We start from the raw sequence: 17,123 nt of genomic DNA, 5'->3' as shown, positions 1-17,123 counted from the left end.
CAGGCGCCCAAAGGTTCGTGATCACAGCCAGCCTAGCAAGGCGAGCATCGCCCGATCGCGCTTCAGGTCACCGGCAAGTCGGCGGAGTTCCTCCCGTTGAGCTAGCGCGAGCGTCTCCCACCCCGGCTCCAGCGAGTCGCCCGCGTGGAAGACGATGTCGGTTCCGAGGTTCCAGATCATGCTGTTCACGGTGGCGCAGGCCACGGCGAGCGAGTCGACGTCGCACCCGATCCAGCGGATGGTGCGCGGGTCTCGACCCCGCTCGCGCATGACTTCCGCGGCCGCGCGGAACATGCCGGCGGTCCCCATCATCGGGTCGGTGACGTTGCTGTGCTCCTGGATGTCGGACATGCCGGCGAGCAGCTTCGCGACAGAGCCGGGCGTGTAGAACTGACCACGAGCCTTGAGTGCCGACTTCGGCCGGAGAACGGTCAGCACGGTGCCGAGCAGGTCGACGTCGAACCGCCATTCCGTGCCAGTGAGGTGCGGCTGCCCCGCTCGCAGCGCGGCCTGCGCGACGGCCAGTGCGTGGCCACGCACGTCGCGGTCAGGATCATCGAAAATCCACGCGATCATCGGATGAAGGAGGTGCGTGATTTCGGTGCGGTGCCGGATGACCGATGACCACGTGTGCCGCGCGAAGTCGTGGAAGGTGTCGGCGTCCCAGCTGAGCACCGATTTGCTGACGTTGTGTCCGCACGAATCTTTCTCCGACAAGGCGGCGAGCGTGGCAACGACTGAAACCGGAATATCAAGCCGCCCGGTTCCATAGGTTCGGTGCCAAGCGGACTCGACCGCCGTGGCGATCTTATGTGCAAATTGCCCAGCATCGACAGAAGTGGAAATTACACGACGGGATGAAGACACGGGAGTTCCTCCAGCTATCAGAGGCACGGCACGGCGCCACACCGCAGGTACGAGCCGTGCGCTAGACTGCTGGCTCGCGCACCCTTCTGGGGTGTGCGGTGTTGGAGCCCGGCGGGTGGTTGCCGCGCCTCTCCGGAGGTGTTCACCCGCCGGGCGCTACTAACAAATTTGGAATCGGATTTCAGCGGTCCCAGCTGCGCCGCTCAAGATGCGTCACATCTGTCTTTGCCGCTGCGGCAATAGCGTCGGGCCAGCGAAGCCCGTTTGCTTCGTGATGCTGCACCGCGTCGGCCAAGGCTTCGGCCCGCGGAGTGAGTCGCCAGCCGAGCGACCGGAACAGCGTGACCGCCCGGGTTTCCCGCGTGCAGGTCGCGGTGACGGCGTCCACCCGCAGATCTGCGGCGACGTGACCGAACAGCGTCGCCGGGTATCCGTCGAGGAACAGCGGTGTGTCGGGCGGCGACCACCCGGGCAACGGCGTCATCTCGGGTGGGTGCTGACGCCCGACGTGGCGGGCCACGGCTAGCAAGGCCACGTCGCCGAGCGCCTGGTCGTCCCCGGCGTTGTCGATCTGGTGCGCCAGTCTGGCCGCGGCTCGGATGGCGTCACCCCACGTCCAGGACGCTTCGAACTCCTCCGAGAGCCGCGCCAGGCGAGCTGCCTTCTCGGTGAGCCGGAATCCAAACGCCGGGTAGCCGGTCGAGGCTCCGGTGAAGCCGTCGAGGTATTCGGGGGTAGCCCCAAGGCCCTGCAGGACGTGGCCGTGCAAGCCGAGCGGGTCGTGGTCGTCGAAGGCGGATGCGGTTGACGTGCCGGCGGGCGGATGGGTTCGCCGTTGCGCCCCGGCGTGGTTGGTGACGTAGCGAAGGCGGCCGTAGAGCTCGGCGCAGCCCAGGATTGAAGGAGTCATCGCGCGCCCCGGCCGATTCACGCGACCGCGGGAACGCCGTGCGAAGCGGCCAGATCCTCGAGAGTCGCCCCGGGTGAAGCTGCCGCGTGGCCAAGCCGGTCCAGGATCCGATCTGCAACGCGGAGCACGCACTCCGCCGAAGTGCGTGCCGTCTCGCGATCGGCCGCCCAACCGGCGACGTAGGGCACGGAGTACGCAAGCGTGTCCATGCCGCAGACCGCGGCGACGATGCACGCCACCGACTCGGCCTCGACCTCCAGCACATGCCGTGGCGTGGTGGCCAGACGGGTTTCGTGGTCGCACAGGATGTGCGCCAGCTCGTGCGTCAGCGTCTTCGCGGCCTGTGCGGGTTCGACGTCGTCGCGCACGGTCACGCGTCGCTCGGAGAAGACGGTTCGGCCGAAGGCGCCGCCGCAGTCTCCACGCTCGACCGTGAAGCCGCATGCGCCGATCTGGGCGGCGACCCCGTCCCACAGGCCGCGTGGCGCGTCACCGCACAGCGCAATCGGTTCCGGCGGGGACGGCTGCGCCGCAAGCGGATCGCCCTGCAGCTGGGAGACGTCGACGACGGGTACGAGCATGAATCCCGACAGCGCGGGCGCCTTGTCCGGGTCCGGCTCGGCACCTTCGCTCGGTTTGGTGTTCTCGTCGTCGGTCGTCCTGCGGAAGCACGGCTTCCAGATCTTGATCTTGTGCGTGCCCTTGCGCATGAAGCCGTAGCCTTCGCGCTTCCACTCCGAGAGCGGCCGAACGTCGGTGGCTTCCGGGCACTGCTGCAGGATCATGATCAAGTTGTTGAGGCTGTAGCGGCGCAGCCACGCCCGGGAGGTGATCAGTTGCTGCCAGCCGTCGGCGGTCATCAGCTTGTCCACGCCCTCCAGCAGCTGCTCGCGGGCAGCTTCGAGGCGCTCGGCGCGTTCTTCGGGCGTAACCGTGCGCCGGGCCTTCGTTGCGGCCGTGGACGGTCGACGGGGTGTGCGTGTCATGACGGATCCCTTCGGATGGGTGTGGTGCGGTGTTGGTGGTTCGGTGGTGCGCCGGGGTTGCCGTCCCGGAACACCACGGCTATGGGTGTTCTCGCTGTCCGCGAGCTGTCAGCATTCGGCGTGCTCCCACTCGAAATTGGCGCCGATCGCGTACCGGCCGTCCGCCTCCCGGACGACTTGCGTCGACACGTATCCGTCCTGGGTCGCGGCGAGCGAGTCAAGGAGCATGATCGTGTTGTCCTCCCAGTACGCCACCGTGGCGCCCGGGTACTGCCGCCCACAGGCGTTGAGCCAGGCGACTACGACGACCGCGACGTCGGGGCGGAAGCGCGGGGTCCCGGACCGGCTCCAGCCGGACACGGGGTCCACCTGGGCCGGGAAGCCGGGATCGCTGCCGGTGGCATTGATCTTGACCAGGACTTCGCCCGCCTCGGGTTCGAGCCGGTGAGCACCGGCGAGCAATGCTTGCTCGGCGGCGACGTCGGCGGCTGGTGTGGTCAGTTCCCATTCCCACGTACCGGCGCCGATCGGGTAGCGGCCATCCGCGCCCGGTTCGATGCGTTCCGCGCGACCGGCCGCGGTTTCGGTGATGGCGACTGCCTCGCCGTCGAATGTGGCGGCGCTGGCACCGTGGCAGTCGGTTAGCCAGGCCACCACGGCTTCAGCCGCCGCGCGGCTGAAGCGCGGCCGAGCGAACCCGTTCCAACGCTTGTCCTCGATCACGGCCGGGAAGGCGGCGCCGGAGTCGGCCACGGTCACGTAGACCTCGCCCGGCTGGGCGCGGTCGCCTGCTGGTGCGGTGTTCATCGGGAACCTCCGTAGGCGTTCAGGCGGCGGGAGGAACTGAGCGCAGACGTCGAGTCGGCGCGTAGGTGCCGACGATGTGGGTTCCTTCGTGCAGCACTGTCAAGGCGGCGTGCGGCATCGGTTCTCCGGCGTACGGGGTGTGCATGATCAGCCGTCCGGCGAGGTCGCCTTCGGCGTCGTCGGGCACGCGCCGGATGGTGAAGGTGAAGGCGCCGCGCGGGTCACCGACCGAAATGGACACCGTGACCGAGTCTTCGGATTCGTCGGTGTGGACGGCCGCGCTGTTGCACCAGGACAGCGGGATCCGTTCGGGATCGTGCGGTCCCTCGCCGTAGTCCGGGTCGGTGTCGGCCGCCGGCTCGAAGTCGGCACACGCGGTGTCGCCGGACGTCGATTCGTAGCCGTCCGGAGTCTCGGCCAGTTCCTCCCCGCACGCTCGGCACCGATAGGTGGGAGCCGAGTCCGTGTCGAACTGCAGGGTGATCGATTCGGCGACGTCGTCGGACGGCCCGATCGGGGTTCCGTCCACGGAGAGCACAGCGAACATTGCAGCCTCACAGGGAAGTAGAGGTGAGCGCACGGCTCACGAAGACGCGGGATCGCCCGCGCAACGGCGAAAGATCAGAAGATGGAGAAGCCGACGCGACCGGTAGCGCATGCCGGGCACGCGACGGTGCCGGATTCGTCGTCGACGTCGGCGGCGTCGTCGAAGTCCCAGGCGTCGGCGTCGCAGTCGTCGGGCCGGAAGTGCCACGATCCCGACTCCGCCGACCAGCGCATCCCGCACGATCCGCACCTGGCAAGACAGGTTGACGCGCCGAACCCTTCGATTTCGAACAGGGAGCACAGCAAGTCGTCGCTGTCCCCTGAGATGCCGGCGACGCCGACCAGGGTCGCCGTGAAGTCGCCCGTCTCGCCGACCAGGTACCACCCGGCCGGGACGGTGTAGGCGCGTTCGGTGATCTCCCACCGGTCGGCGTACGCGTGCCCGTACCGGATCGCTCGGCTGTTGGCTTCCCGGGAAAAGTGGTAGTCGACGCCGACCAGCGCGAAGGGCCGGACGACGTGCACGGCCGTCACTGTGCGTCCCTCGGATAGGTAGGTCTGGCCCGCGTCTTCCTGCAGCACGTCGCGCGTGTCGACGTACCCGGCCGCCTGCAGCTCACTCAACACGCCGGACACGGACCGGTCGGCGACGTCGGGATACTTGGGCGCGTCCGGCCGGAAGTCCGCAACTTCGACACGCGCGTACGGCTCAACGGCGTAGACGCACTCCGCGTACGTGGCGAACTTCAGCGCATCGTGGAGCCGTCGCCCCCAAGGGTGGTCGGAGCTGCCCACCAGGGCTTGAATGGTGTCCGCCGCGTCGACGGTAAGAGAAAATTGGGATACGCACGCCTCAAGCATGGTCATCACTGAGCCTTCATCCAGGTGAGCGGTGTTGGTTGGCGAACCGGAGAGTTTGGGGTTGCCGTCCCGTTCTCTCCTACAATCCATTCTAGGTCCGAGTCGGAGAAAATCAAGACCCCCAACGGGTTATTTCCCGACAATTATGCGCTCGCCACCGACTCGTGGGGTCAGGCCAAGAGGTCAATAGATGGAGGCAAACACGCAGGTCAGCGCCGCCGAAACATAGACGAGCGAATACACGAATAACAAAGAGCAAGACAAATAGAGTACGAGAGGCGAAGACGAGAAGATGAGCGAAAAGGAGATTGTTTGAATGAATTCGGTTACACGTCAACGAAGCTGTCGGCAGCGCGCCCTACCGACTGTTCACATGCCTGCCGGCATCCGAGTCGGGCGTCACATCGGTAGGCACCATAAGCGTGTCGACCTGGCGATTCATATGCTGGCGGGGGCTACCGCTCTAACAGGAATCGCGAGAAGACCGTCGCAAGGACCTTGCGGAGGTAGCTCCCTCCGCCGGTCAACTGGCTGCCGCACTGCCCGCGGCATCGTTCCACCGCGCGCCGCCTCGACGCTGGAGGAAATCCGCGAGATTGAGGGTCTCGGTGCTCACCTGCTGGTCGATCTCGGCGAGCGTCGTGGTCAGGAGCGCGACGGTCCGCGGAATGGCCGCGTACTGGCCCAACCGTGCCTGCATACGGATGATATCGCGGTAGACGCCTTCGTTGTACTGGTCGAACTTGCGAGCTCGTTCGAGCAGAACCAGCGCGGTCTCCGGGGAAATGTCGCCGTCGGCGCGGATCAGCGCGCCGAGCGCGTCCAAGACGTCTCGGCGGACGGATTCCCGGAAGGGTTCGATCCATTGGGCGAGCAGATCCTCGGCGAGGTCGCCGCGGTACAGCTCGACCGCGTCGCGTAGGCCGGCATTGCCGTGCTCGTCCGGTGGGCGCTGCGCCTGCAGAACGCGCTCCAGCTGCCAGAAGTCGACGTCGAGAAGGTCGTCGCTGAGCCGGTAGCGGCCGTCCTCGTTGAGGATGAGGTTGCCCGTCTGGCCCCCGGTGGCGTCGGCAAGCGCGCGGCGCAACGTCGAGAGGGTGTTGTGGAACGAGTTGTACGGCCTCGGTGGACGGCTGTCGGGCCAGACGGCCTCGTTGAGTACCTCGCGCCGGACTCCCTGGGGATGCAGCGCGAGGAAGACGAGGACTTCGCGCTGCCTGGGCGTGAATGCACCGCTCAGCTCGCGATCACCCGCTTCATCCCTTACGACGAGTTGGACTCGGCCCAGCGCGTGTAGGAACAGCCGGGGTAGCTTGGCATTGACCGGTGGTTCCTCGCGGCCGGTCGGCTGGTTGTCGTCGGCATGCTGCTCCTCCTGCTCGAGCGAGCTGCTCGCCTCGACCTCCGTCGATCGCCGATCGGGAACCGGTTCCCGAGTCTGTTCAGCGGCGCTCTCTGCAGCTCGGAGCACTTCGAGGAGAGAGGTGGCGTCGGCGGCCGGAACGTTGAACAGGCGCGTACCGGTGAGGAGGTCGTCGATCCCAGGACTGGTCGCGCTGACGGTGCCGTCCTGGCGGACGAGCAGAGTCGCCCCGGGACGCCACTGGCCGAGGAGCACGCCGGCCAGGCCGAGCGCCGAGCCGTTGTCGAGGACGGCTTGCAGGCGACGATTAGCGTGGGATGCCGGCCTGGCGAGCAGTACGAGCGAAGGTACAGCGGGCCGAACTCCGGTCTCCTCGATCGCGTGGCGAGTACGAGTCAACAGGGCCGCCTCCATCTCGTCGAGCGCGGCATCGAGCGTCGCGACGACCTGAACGCTCCTCGGCAGGTCCTCAACGGCGATGCCGTCGAAAACCAGACGCAAGTCGTCAACGGGCACGATCACGCCGACACCGTGGCCAGACTGCTGCTCGGCGAGCAGGTGCAGGAGCAGCCCGCGAGCGGCCGCGGTTGCTCCGGCGCCGGCGAGGCCAAGCCCGCGGGTGCTGGCGAGGTTCAGGGCCAGTTCGCGACGTTCTCGAACGCCGATCTTCGCGGGTACCTGGGCCAGCTCGCCGCTAGGTTCCGGCTCCCCCGGTGATGCCAGGTCGACGAGCTCGGCAACTTCAGCACGACGCAGGTCGCCGTCGTCGTGCGCGGCGCAGAGGGCACGGACCACGGGGGCGATCGGGCGCTGGAGGTCAGCACGGTCGCCGCTTCCGATCCGATAGCGCCGCCGGCGCCACATCCTGGTCGACACCACGGCCGCGGCGATCGCTCCGGCGAGGCCGAGGCTGACGAACACGCCCCTCACCAGGTCCACGGCAGATTCGGGACGGTCTTCGCGGTGCTCCCCGGCCGCGGTTGGTTCCGGAACGGGCTGGGTAGGCGCCGTGGTCGTGGGAGGTGGTGGTTGTCGGGGCGGCACTGGCGGGTGCTCCTGGTTGGGCGCCGGGATGTACGCGGTGATCTTCCAGCCGGGCCGCACTAGGTTGGGGTTCGTCAGCGCGCGTCCGTCGGGCTGCTCCACGCCGCGGTTGAGCTGGAAGAGCTCGGGCCAGCGGCTGCCGCCGCCAGGACCGTAGAGGCGCTCGGCGACGCGCCACAGGCTGTCGTAGACCCCGTCGCGTGGGAGCCGGACTTCCTCGGTTACCTGGACTATGCCGGCCGGAGCCGGCGCGGTGGGATCGATCACCGCGCTGGTCGCCTGTGGTGCCGGACCTAGAGGTAGCGATGCGACAGCGGCGACCGGCCGGAGGCCGACGCTGGGCGACGCGGTGCCCGCAGGCGGCGCCGAGTACGAGCTTCGGCTGCCGAGCAGGGTCAGCACGATGGTCCCGACGAGGACCGCGGCGACCCCGCGCAGTGGGCCGGGACGGCGACTCGGCCACGTCATTCCGCGCACCGCGTCGACGGAGCAGCGAAGGACATCCAGAACGAAGAAGAACCAGACGATCCAGCAGACCACCGCCAAGGTGTTCAGCAGGAAGCGGACGCTCATCGGGTTGAGCAGGGTCGCCTGGATCTCGTCCCAGGTCGGCAGCTGGTCCGGCAGCGGCCAGCCCACGAAGTGCACCAGAGCCCAGGGCAGGCCCGCCACGAGGCCAAGCAGGGCGCCGGACGCGAGCAGTCCACGGGCGCACCGGAGTGCTGCGACGAACACCCGCGTCCGGCGAAAGAGGGCCGGCACGGTCACGGCACTGGTACGGGAGCCCGGGTGGACACATCAGCAGCCGACGTCCGCGGTCCGACGAGCGTCGGCGGCACGCTCGAACTGATCTTCGGAGCAGGCGTGCTCGCGGTCTGCCGCTTGCGCCTGGCCCGGGTCATCTTGCGGCCGTCGCGCCACTGGGCGAGGTCAGCGGCCGGGACATCGGTGAACTTGGCCAGCTCGTCGACGCCGATGACGTCGCTCGCTCCGACGAGGACGTCCCCGAGCTTCCGGTCGATCTCGCCGAGCTTCTCGGCCACTTCAGTCCGCTGCTGCACGAGCTCGCCGACGCGCCGCGCGGCCTCGGTCCTCTTCGCGCTGCGAGCCGCGTCCGCTTCCTCGACGCGGCGTTCGATCTCCTCTGTAGTCGCCATTCTCTTGTCCTCTCATGGAAGTACGCCGGAGACTCCGCGCTGTGGTTCAGCTTGTCCGTCTCCGGTTACGGTGATCGAGGCGATGCTGACGAGCCCGAGCAACTGGGTGGGCTGGTCGATGGTGACGGTTACGGCGACCTTGTTTCCGGTGACCGACACGCTGCCGGTGTGCCCCGCGGCGGCGAGGTGACTCCGGGCCGCGGCGCCCGCCCGCTGCGGGACCAGGCGCAGCGAGCCGTCGGCGCGGTATGCAGCCAGGTCGATCTCCTGGGCGCCGGCCCGCGCGGCTTCCTGCGCCTCGCCGATCGCGCGGACCTTCGCGGCCAGTGCAAGTCCGCCATCGAGCACGAGGCCGGCAAAGAGGAGGGCCGCGAGCGCGATGGTGACGACGAAGGCGGTTACCCGTCCTTCTTCATCGTCGCGCAGCCGACGTAGCACTCCGATCGAGTTCATGCTGTACCTCCAGAGGTGCCGCGCCAGACGTCGACCGGTGAGGAGAAGGTGGACTCGAACGTCCGGCTGCCGGGCACGCCGAGCGCGGTCAGGTCTCCGAGTCCGACGCTGCACGACACGGTCACGGTCACCGTCGACCCAGGCTTGAGCCCCTGAGTGTCGGCGGAAACCGACAGCGACTGGCAGGCGATCCCGGCCGAGCGCAGGGCCGCACTGGCGGTGGCCTGGGCGTTGGCGGTGGCTTGCGATGGACTGCGGGCCAGAGTGGCGGCGCGGGCGGCCTGGTGGGCGACGTCGTTGACCCGCAACTTGGTGTCGGCCAGCCGACCGCAGAAGACGACGAACAGCAAGAGCAGGATCAACACCGGGGTCAGGAGAGTGAGCTCGGCCGCGGCGGATCCCCGGTCATCTCGCCGTAGCGCAAGGAGGCTGCGGGCCGCAGTCATGGTGTCACCGCCCTGACTCCGCCCGGCGGGGTGAATTTCTCCACTGGCCCAACGGCTTCTGCGTGGACCGCGAGGGTTGCGAACGGGATCAGGCTGGTTACGTTTCCGGTGACCGTCACGGATACCTGGGCAGCTCCACGCTGGACGTTCACCGAGGTCTCCCGCAACGGTCCGTTGCCCAGTTGCGTAAGGACTCGTTGTCCCTCGGTGTCACCCGTGGCTGAGCTACCGCCGGAGATTCGTGCCACGGACAGCGCCTGGGACGCAGCGGCTTGAGCAATGTGGACGGCGTGCATGTACAGCGCGAATTGAGCGATGAGCAGAACCAGCAGCAACAGCAGCGGGGTCGCGATGACGAGCTCGGCCGTGCCGGCGCCGCGCTCATCCGTGCCAAGTCGGCGCAGTACGTTTCGAGGCATAGCGGTCACCCGACCTAGAGGGTGATGCCGTTGGCCTTCTCGGTCACCTTGGCGACGATGATTGCGACCACGGCAATCGCCAGGAGGACCAAGGCAGCGGTCACCACGACGGCTTCGGTTGAGTAGCCGCCTTCGTCATGACGGAGCTGTTCCAGCTCGGCACGGACGCGGGCGATCAGAATCTGGACTTCGTTCAACATCAGCTTCTCCTTCAAAGGTACGACGGTCTGAAGTGGACTCATAAGCCAGCCAGCACGCTGGCAAGGGCGGGATATCCGATGAAGACGAGGAAGCCGATGAACAGCATCACCACGGGCAGGCTCATCCGTTCGGTCGCTGCCTGGGCATCGCCTTCGGCATCGGTGAGTTCGCGAGTACGTAGTGCTGCGGCCTTGGCCGCGAGGCTCGCGCGGACGCGGGCGCCTTCGGTACCCGCGAGGCTGACCGACGCTGCGAGCTCGGAGAGCTGATGCACGTCGAGTTCGCCACCAAGTTGACCGAGGGTGGCCCATGGCGTGGTGCGGGTCAACTTGGCGGTGACCAACGCGCGACGAAGCTGCTGGAACGCCCAGCCCTTGCCGATCCCGACCGCATCCGACAACGCGCCGTCGACACCGGCGCCGCCCGCCAGCAGAACCCGGATAAGATTCAGGTAGGCCGACAACGCGTGCCGGAAGGTGGAACGGCGCCGCTCGGCTTCCTTTCGAACCCGGATGTCCGGGAGCAGGAATCCGCCGAGCCCGACGAGGAGACCGGCGACCGCGGGAACTTCCCAGGCGAGGCCGACGTCGGCCACGACGAGCAGCACCTGCATCACGGCCGGCAGCAGCAACCCGGCCAACGCCAGCGCCGCCTTCTCGGCCAGGTGGTGCTCGATGCCCTTACCGGTGACCGCGAGGTCGTTGCGTAGCTTGCTGTTGGGCAACCCGAGGGCAGCCAATGGCTTGACGAACGGGCGACCCACCTGCAGCGCCCAACCGTCGGATTCCGCGGTGAGGATCGGCGGCGGCACGGGCGTTGCGTGCAGCCGGTCGACCAGGGCCCGCAGCGGCGGCCGCGGCGGGAACACGTAAACCACGAGCGCCCACAAGCCGACGCCGAGCCCGGCTCCCCACAGCAACGCCTCGATCATGATGACGCTCCCTTCCCGGTAAGCAGGTCATCGACGTCGGCGTCGTGCTGGCGGATCGCGCTCAGCTCAATCAGGAACCTCTCGGGGTCACGCTGGCGCACGATCCGCCCGAGCCAGGTGAAGGCGACCGTGAACAGCAGGCCGACGAGCAGCAACATGACCTGCCCAAACGCGGAGTCGTAGGGAGCGAGGTAGCCGCGGTTGAGCAGTACCAGCCCGAACGCGAAGACCAACGTGGTGATCACGACGACCCGCACGCTCGTCCGGGTGCGGGCACGGCCGGCCTCAACCCGCATGCGCATGGACGCCTGCTCGCGTGCCTCGCCGGCCAGTTCGCCGAGCAGGTCGGCCAGCTGCCGGGCCTGGTGCTCGGCGGCCAGTACGAGTGCGGAGATCACCAGATCGGCGGTCGGGTCGCGGAGCTGGTCGGCGAGGTGGCGTAAGGAGGGTGCGAGGCGTTCGCCTCGTTTCAGCCGGACGGCCAGCTCGGTGATCTCCTCGCGGATCGCCGCTGGGCAGGCCGGGGCGGTGGCAAGGATGGCCTGCTCCAGTCCGGCCGCCGCCACAAGGGTGTCGCGCAGCATCTCCGTCCACCCGGCGATCGCCTCGATGCGTTGGAGCTGGCGCTGGTGGTCGACGTTTGAGCCGAGAATCCGCGGCAGGCCGGCCACCGCGACCACGGCTAGGATGCCGCCGACCACCCAGCCGGTGACCACACCGACCGCCAGGCCGACAAGCGCGGCCACGACGAGCAGACCGACCTGCTTGCGGTCGTGCCGTGCGGCCAGCCAGGTGCTCAGCCGCGACGACGTCACCGCACGCGCAGGCCGACCGCGCAGACCGGCGACGACGAGCAGGGCCCCGACGGCGACACCACCGCCGAGCACGCCCAGCAAGACGGTCATGGCGTCCACCAGCCTTCGCGCCGCTCGAACAGGTCCGGGTCGTAGCCCGCTTCGACGAGCAGGTCGACGGTGTCGGTGCGCAGCGGCGCGCCGGGCACCGCGCGCAGATCCGGGCCGGGCCGCCAAACCTCGTTGCTGATGATCTGGGCGCCGTCGGCGCCGACGACTTCGCGGATCGAGGAGACAACACGCTTGCTGGGGTCGTCTCGGGGCTTCTCCAGGTGCACCACGAAGTGCAGCGCGGCGGCGACCAGGAGGTTGGTCGCCTCCATCGGCAACCGCTCCGGGCCCTGCACCGCGTAGGCGGCGAGCTTAGTGAACGCGCCCTGGCTGGAGCTGCTGTGCAAGGTGCCCATGCTGCCGTCGTTGCCCATGGACATCGCATTGGTTAGCGGGACGACTTCGGGCCCGCGGACTTCGCCGACGATGACCCGGTCCGGGCTCATCCGCAGGGACTGCCACACCAGGTCCGACAGCGAGATCTCCCCTTGACCCTCGATATTGGCCTCGCGGGCCTGCAGGGCCACCACATCCGGGTGGACCTCGGCGTCCTCGCCGAGGCCGAGCTCGAAGACGTCCTCGATCGTCACCAGGCGCTCCCACGGCGGGATCGCCGAGGCCAGGCCGCGCAGCATGGTCGTCTTGCCGATCGCCGTGCCGCCGGTGACGAGAATGTTGCGCTTCGCCTTCACGAGGGCTTTCAGGAAGCTCTCCAGGGCGAGGTCGATCGTCCCGTTCTTACGCAGGTCGGCGAGGGTGACCTTGGTGAACCGGTGCCGGCGGATCGACACCGACGGCCGCGCAGTCACCGCCATGACCGCCGAGACCCGCTCGCCGCCGGGCAGCTGGAAGTTCACGATCGGGCTGCCGCGGTCGAACCTTCGCTCCTCCACACCGGAACGGGTCGCCAGGTCCCGGATGAGCTCGATCAGCTCGGTGTCGGAACCGACCACCGGAGGCAAACGCTTGCGACCGCCGTCAGCGCGCTTGACGAAGACACGGTCGCCGTTGATGTTGATGTTCTCGATGTCGGTGTCGGCGAGCAGCGGTTCCAGGCCGGCCAGGCCGAAGACCTCGTCAAGGACCTGACGGATCACGCGCTGCTCGACCTCGGGCGCCACGAGCATCCCGCCGGCCGCGGAGTTGCGCAGCTCGGCCTGCGCGTGCGCCTCGGCCGCGTCGGTCAGAATGGCCTCGGCCAGGCGACGGCGTGCCGGTGCGTCCATCGGCGGCCGGCCGGCGGACTCGTCGGCCCGGACGCGGTGGCTGAGCTGGCTGGACAGCTCGTCGCGCAGGTGCTGCCGCAGCCGTTCCACCGCCGCGGTCTCACCGGCAGGCCGGTGCGGAAGATCTGTCGGTCCAGGCACGTGCGGGCGGCCGTTGACCGGCACGGCCAGGTCGGAGCGCGTCATGGCGTCGCCCCGTTCCGGATGTGCGGGCCGACCCGCTGCGGGGGTACGCCTGGGACCGACTCGCCGACAACCGCCAGCCGCAGGTGCGGTGGCCGGCTTCCGTCGGTGGTGGTCGGCTGGTGCCCGTGCGCGTGGAGGTTGAGCGCGATCATTGCCGCGGCCCGACCAAGCGCGGACTTGTCCGCCCCGCGCCGGCTCGTGCCCTGGCCGCTGAACATCGCCGCGCCCTTGGTGTCGGCAGGCACCCGGCCCATCACCGGGATCTGCAGCGTCTGCGAGACTTCCGCAGTCGGGTAGCCGTCGCCCACCAGGACGAGGCACGGTCGGCGTGACCACTGCTGGGCGGCCTGCAGCTTGAGCGCGACGTGCGCGAGCTCGTCGTCGTGTGGGCGGGAGAGCAGCAGCATCGCGTCCGCACCCCGGACGATCGGCAGCGCAGGAGAACCGGGATCGACCCGGCCGCAGTCAGCGATGACCACGGTGTCCGGCTGGTCGGCCGCTCGACGCAGCGCCGAGGAGAGTCCGGAGGCCAGCACCGCGAGCGCTGCACGAGCTTGTTCAGCGCCGACCGGGCCAGGCACGACCCGCAAGCCGCCCGGCAGAGGCTGGGAGTGCTGGACGAGCAGGTTCGGGTCGGCACCTCCACGGCCTCGGGCCGCTGCGGCCAAGCTGACCAGGCCCGGAGTGTCGGGCAGCCGGAAGCGGGCCATCAGGTCGCCGCCGGCCGGGTCGGCTTCGACGACGATCGGACTCCGCTGGGCCGGCCAGCAGGCCCCGAGCGCGGTCGCCAGGGTGGTCGCACCGGGCGAGCCTTTGAGGGAGCAGACGGCGATCAGCATCAGCGTCCTCCCCCGGCAATCGCCACGAGGCTGAGCTGGCCCGCCGGGGCCGAAGCCAACGCGCGAGCGTCCGATTCGGCCAGCTGCAAGGAGACCACGGTGACCTGCTCGGTCTCCCGGGCAGCGACGGCGGACACCACCGCGGTCCATGACGACGTCTGGCCGACCGGCGTTCCGACAGCTGGGCTTTGCCCCGGCGTCGCGAGGACCGCCACCGTAGTTCCGGGCGCCAGGTCGGGCGGAAACTGTCCCGGCTTCAGCCCCACCGCCGCGACACCCCTGCCGGGCGCAGGAATCTGCGGAACGCCGAGGACCGAGCGCGTCACCAACGAACCGACGGGCAGGCTGAATGCCACCGGCCGGCCGACCACAGTGGACGCTGCCGACGCGGGCAGAACGTCCATTCCGGAGTCCACCGCCATGCTGACCTGCTTGAGATCCTGAACCTCGAGAAGCTGGCCCACGGCAACGGCACGGGCCAGCGCGACGACGCTTTCGCGGTCGCCGAGCTGCATCCCGGCGACCACGCCTCCGGCAGAGCAAATGGCGACCAGCAGGACGCCGAGCAGCAGGTGAGGCACGCTGCGGCGGCGACCACCGCCGCTCAGGCGTGCGGGCGTCTTGCCATCACGGCTCGCCCACGATTTCGGCGACGCGGGTTTCGCGTCCGGGCTGGTTGAACTTGCGGTAGTTGTCACCACCGACCTCCTCAAGGCATGACGCCATCGCGACGCGTCGACTCGGGTGTTCGACGCGCCTTTTCTCAAACGAGGGTTGTGTTGTGCGTGCCGGACCTCAGCCGGTCGCGATTCCCTGGCTCTCCGCCACACGGAACGCCGCCGAGGCCGAGGTCGTCATATTCGGGAACGTGCCGCCCGTGCCTGCGCCCGACCACGTCACGGTCCAGTTCACCGTGGCCGTCACCGGGAACGCATCCGCGCGCTGACCGGCCGAGGACGTCTTGTACGTGTAGCCGCAGTCCGGCGACGCGCTCTTCGGGTCACCGCCTCCGGGAAACGGCGAGCCGGGGCCGGTGCAGGTCACCGAGCCACCTTCGCCCATCGACCAGGTCACCGAGGTCGGCTTGGCGACCGCGGTCACCGAGACACCCGGCACCGACGCGGTGGCCGAGACGTCGCCCCAGCTGCTCCGGTCCAGCCACAACCAGGTCGGCAAGGTGACCAGCTGGTCGCCGGCCGGACTCGCCTTGATCTTCGGCGCGGGTAGACGCAGCTGGTTCCGCGCCTGGGCGGCGAGCTCAGCGGGCGACGGCAGCGGTGCCGGACCTGGTTCGCCGTCGGCGATCCAAACGGGCGGCCGGTACAGGGTGTCCCGGATGCCGGGCCCCGTGCACCTGTAGACGTACCAGGCGCCGGACGGCGGCTGCGCGCCTGCCAGTCGCCGATAGGCAGCGGGCACCGCCGTGGCCGGTCCAGTCCTCGGCGGGACATGGAACGCTGCCGGCTGAGCGCTTCCAGGTGGCGGACCCTGGTATCCGCTGCGCTCGTAGCCGCACTGGGCCAGGTTGCCGCCGCCGATGATCGTGTCGCCGCCGGGATCCGAAGGTCCGCCGCCGGAGTTGTGGTGCCCTGGGCCTCCGGGCTTGTTCGGCTGGTTGCCGTGGTCGCCGCCCTGCTGTCCGCCCTTGCCCGCGCCGAGTTCGCAGCCGGGGTTCGGGTACTGGCTGCAGTCGGTGTAGCCGTAGCCGTCGGCGAGCGCGGGCGCGGCGCCGATCACGACGATGGCCGCCGCCAGCACGGCCGCGGGCGCCGCACGGTTCAGCATGTCCCCACCCCCTCGACCGCGAACCTGGTGACCTTCCACGAGCCGTCCGCCTGCTTCTTGACCTCCGCGGTGATCGCGCGGTGCCCGCCCGGCGAGTCGGTGAAAGGTGAACCGTCCTTCTTGTACTTCACCCAGTTCGTGCTGTCCCCGCAGTCGGAGATCATGATCGTCGTGGGCTTGCTCGGCGGCTTCTCCTCGGTGACCTTCGGGCTGGTCGCCGGCGCTCCCTTGGACACCACGCCGTTGAGGTGGTCGGTGTAGAGGCTGCGGTTGATCACGCCGAGCGCGTCACCGGTCGCGTACTTCGCCACTTCGGGTGATTGCCAGTCCGCCGTCTCACCGGCCTTTGCCATCGCTCGCCACATGCCGACGTAGGCATCGGTCGCCAGCTGGGGCGCACGAGTCGGCTGAGGAACCGAGGTCGAGCTGGTCGTCGGCGGGTTCGACGCAGAGGCTGACGGTGCGGAAGAACCGCCGCCGGAGCACGCGCTGAGCGTTAGCGCGGCGAAGCTCAGCAAGATCGCGTGGGTTGACACCTTCGTCCATGATGGACGAACCGCACCTGACGGAGTCGACATCATTCCGCTACCCCTGTTCATCCTGACCGGCATCACGGCCGCCGTCGCGGTCGTGATGGGTGGTGCGGTCGTGGTCCGTTCTCCCCGCCGGCAGGTAGCGGCGCAGCTGGTGATCGCGGCCGCACTCGTCGGCGCGCTCGCCTGGCGCGTTCACGACGTGACGCCGTTCGCGATTTCCGCGAGCGTGGCGGCGTTCGGCGTACCATTCGCCTTCGCCGACGCGCGACACCGTCGCCTGCCAAACCTGCTTGTGCTCGGACTCGCCGGTTCGGTCGGCGCCGCGGTCGTCACGACCGCCGTCTTTAACCGCGAGGCCGGTTCGCTGGCTCGCGCCGTCGCCGGCGCGGCCGTGACCGCCGCGTTTTTCCTCGCCGTGTACTTCATGGCGCCCGGCCAGCTCGGTGGCGGGGACGTGAAGCTGGCCGTTCCACTTGGGGCGGCGCTTGCGTGGTTCGGCTGGCAAACGTTCGTTCTCGGCAGTCTGCTGCCCTGGCTGGCCGCTGTGATCGCGGTGGCGATCATGCGTCTCGGTCGGCGTCGGACCGCGATCCCGATGGGGCCGTTCCTGATCGCCGGCACGCTGGCCGCCATGCTCCTCGCGAACGGGTAGCCG

Annotated in this window: 20 protein-coding genes; 1 reads left to right on the top strand and 19 read right to left on the bottom strand. The window is 68.9% G+C overall.

Annotated elements, in window-relative coordinates; translation table 11 throughout:
• Positions 1-21: 21 nt before the first annotated feature.
• From ACWEGE_RS10135 to ACWEGE_RS10045, 19 genes are all read right to left on the bottom strand, one after another.
• On the bottom strand, positions 22-867 hold the full coding sequence (locus tag ACWEGE_RS10135; RefSeq protein ID WP_449660103.1) for an N-6 DNA methylase: 846 nt from the start codon (positions 865-867) through the stop codon (positions 22-24).
• Between the two features lie 181 nt (positions 868-1,048).
• Positions 1,049-1,777, bottom strand: a complete 729-nt coding sequence (locus ACWEGE_RS10130) for a hypothetical protein (RefSeq protein ID WP_449660102.1) — start codon at positions 1,775-1,777, stop codon at positions 1,049-1,051.
• A 17-nt stretch (positions 1,778-1,794) separates the two neighbouring features.
• On the bottom strand, positions 1,795-2,763 hold the full coding sequence (locus ACWEGE_RS10125) for a hypothetical protein (protein ID WP_449660101.1): 969 nt from the start codon (positions 2,761-2,763) through the stop codon (positions 1,795-1,797).
• 108 nt (positions 2,764-2,871) lie between these two features.
• The gene (locus ACWEGE_RS10120) at positions 2,872-3,570 is read right to left on the bottom strand and encodes a hypothetical protein (protein WP_449660100.1); all 699 of its coding nucleotides are present in this window, start codon (positions 3,568-3,570) and stop codon (positions 2,872-2,874) included.
• Between the two features lie 19 nt (positions 3,571-3,589).
• A complete protein-coding gene (locus ACWEGE_RS10115) occupies positions 3,590-4,117 on the bottom strand; it encodes a hypothetical protein (protein WP_449660099.1) in 528 nt (175 codons plus the stop codon).
• A gap of 74 nt (positions 4,118-4,191) precedes the next feature.
• Entirely contained in the window at positions 4,192-4,983 is a 792-nt protein-coding gene (locus ACWEGE_RS10110) for a hypothetical protein (protein ID WP_449660098.1), read from the bottom strand.
• Between the two features lie 517 nt (positions 4,984-5,500).
• Positions 5,501-8,152, bottom strand: coding sequence for a hypothetical protein (locus tag ACWEGE_RS10105; protein WP_449660097.1), 2,652 nt, complete (start codon positions 8,150-8,152; stop codon positions 5,501-5,503).
• The gene (locus tag ACWEGE_RS10100) at positions 8,149-8,541 is read right to left on the bottom strand and encodes a hypothetical protein (RefSeq protein ID WP_449660096.1); all 393 of its coding nucleotides are present in this window, start codon (positions 8,539-8,541) and stop codon (positions 8,149-8,151) included. The genes ACWEGE_RS10105 and ACWEGE_RS10100 overlap by 4 nt, the downstream gene beginning before the upstream one ends.
• Before the next feature lie 12 nt (positions 8,542-8,553).
• On the bottom strand, positions 8,554-8,994 hold the full coding sequence (locus ACWEGE_RS10095; protein ID WP_449660095.1) for a pilus assembly protein TadG-related protein: 441 nt from the start codon (positions 8,992-8,994) through the stop codon (positions 8,554-8,556).
• Positions 8,991-9,440: a TadE/TadG family type IV pilus assembly protein gene (locus ACWEGE_RS10090; RefSeq protein ID WP_449660094.1), complete on the bottom strand. Its 450-nt coding sequence runs from the start codon at positions 9,438-9,440 to the stop codon at positions 8,991-8,993. The genes ACWEGE_RS10095 and ACWEGE_RS10090 overlap by 4 nt, the downstream gene beginning before the upstream one ends.
• On the bottom strand, positions 9,437-9,859 hold the full coding sequence (locus tag ACWEGE_RS10085; RefSeq protein WP_449660093.1) for a TadE/TadG family type IV pilus assembly protein: 423 nt from the start codon (positions 9,857-9,859) through the stop codon (positions 9,437-9,439). The genes ACWEGE_RS10090 and ACWEGE_RS10085 overlap by 4 nt, the downstream gene beginning before the upstream one ends.
• 14 nt (positions 9,860-9,873) lie before the next feature.
• Positions 9,874-10,059: a hypothetical protein gene (locus ACWEGE_RS10080; RefSeq protein WP_103355629.1), complete on the bottom strand. Its 186-nt coding sequence runs from the start codon at positions 10,057-10,059 to the stop codon at positions 9,874-9,876.
• A 38-nt stretch (positions 10,060-10,097) separates the two neighbouring features.
• The gene (locus tag ACWEGE_RS10075) at positions 10,098-10,991 is read right to left on the bottom strand and encodes a type II secretion system F family protein (RefSeq protein ID WP_449660092.1); all 894 of its coding nucleotides are present in this window, start codon (positions 10,989-10,991) and stop codon (positions 10,098-10,100) included.
• Entirely contained in the window at positions 10,988-11,896 is a 909-nt protein-coding gene (locus ACWEGE_RS10070; RefSeq protein WP_449660091.1) for a type II secretion system F family protein, read from the bottom strand. The genes ACWEGE_RS10075 and ACWEGE_RS10070 overlap by 4 nt, the downstream gene beginning before the upstream one ends.
• Positions 11,893-13,308 (bottom strand): CpaF family protein, encoded by a 1,416-nt coding sequence (locus ACWEGE_RS10065; RefSeq protein ID WP_449660090.1) that lies wholly within the window; start codon positions 13,306-13,308, stop codon positions 11,893-11,895. Before ACWEGE_RS10065 ends, ACWEGE_RS10070 begins: the two co-directional genes overlap by 4 nt.
• Positions 13,305-14,147 (bottom strand): chromosome partitioning protein, encoded by an 843-nt coding sequence (locus ACWEGE_RS10060; protein ID WP_449660089.1) that lies wholly within the window; start codon positions 14,145-14,147, stop codon positions 13,305-13,307. The genes ACWEGE_RS10065 and ACWEGE_RS10060 overlap by 4 nt, the downstream gene beginning before the upstream one ends.
• The gene (locus tag ACWEGE_RS10055) at positions 14,147-14,845 is read right to left on the bottom strand and encodes an SAF domain-containing protein (RefSeq protein ID WP_449660088.1); all 699 of its coding nucleotides are present in this window, start codon (positions 14,843-14,845) and stop codon (positions 14,147-14,149) included. The genes ACWEGE_RS10060 and ACWEGE_RS10055 overlap by 1 nt, the downstream gene beginning before the upstream one ends.
• A 97-nt stretch (positions 14,846-14,942) precedes the next feature.
• Positions 14,943-15,932: a hypothetical protein gene (locus tag ACWEGE_RS10050; protein ID WP_449660087.1), complete on the bottom strand. Its 990-nt coding sequence runs from the start codon at positions 15,930-15,932 to the stop codon at positions 14,943-14,945.
• Positions 15,926-16,285: a hypothetical protein gene (locus tag ACWEGE_RS10045; protein WP_449660086.1), complete on the bottom strand. Its 360-nt coding sequence runs from the start codon at positions 16,283-16,285 to the stop codon at positions 15,926-15,928. Before ACWEGE_RS10045 ends, ACWEGE_RS10050 begins: the two co-directional genes overlap by 7 nt.
• A gap of 295 nt (positions 16,286-16,580) precedes the next feature.
• On the opposite strand from ACWEGE_RS10045, the gene ACWEGE_RS10040 reads away from it, so the two are divergent.
• On the top strand, positions 16,581-17,120 hold the full coding sequence (locus tag ACWEGE_RS10040) for a prepilin peptidase (protein WP_449660085.1): 540 nt from the start codon (positions 16,581-16,583) through the stop codon (positions 17,118-17,120).
• The last annotated feature ends 3 nt before the right edge of the window (positions 17,121-17,123 follow it).

The organism is Amycolatopsis sp. NPDC004747 (assembly GCF_053601335.1).
This window is presented reverse-complemented; position numbering and strand designations above follow the sequence as displayed.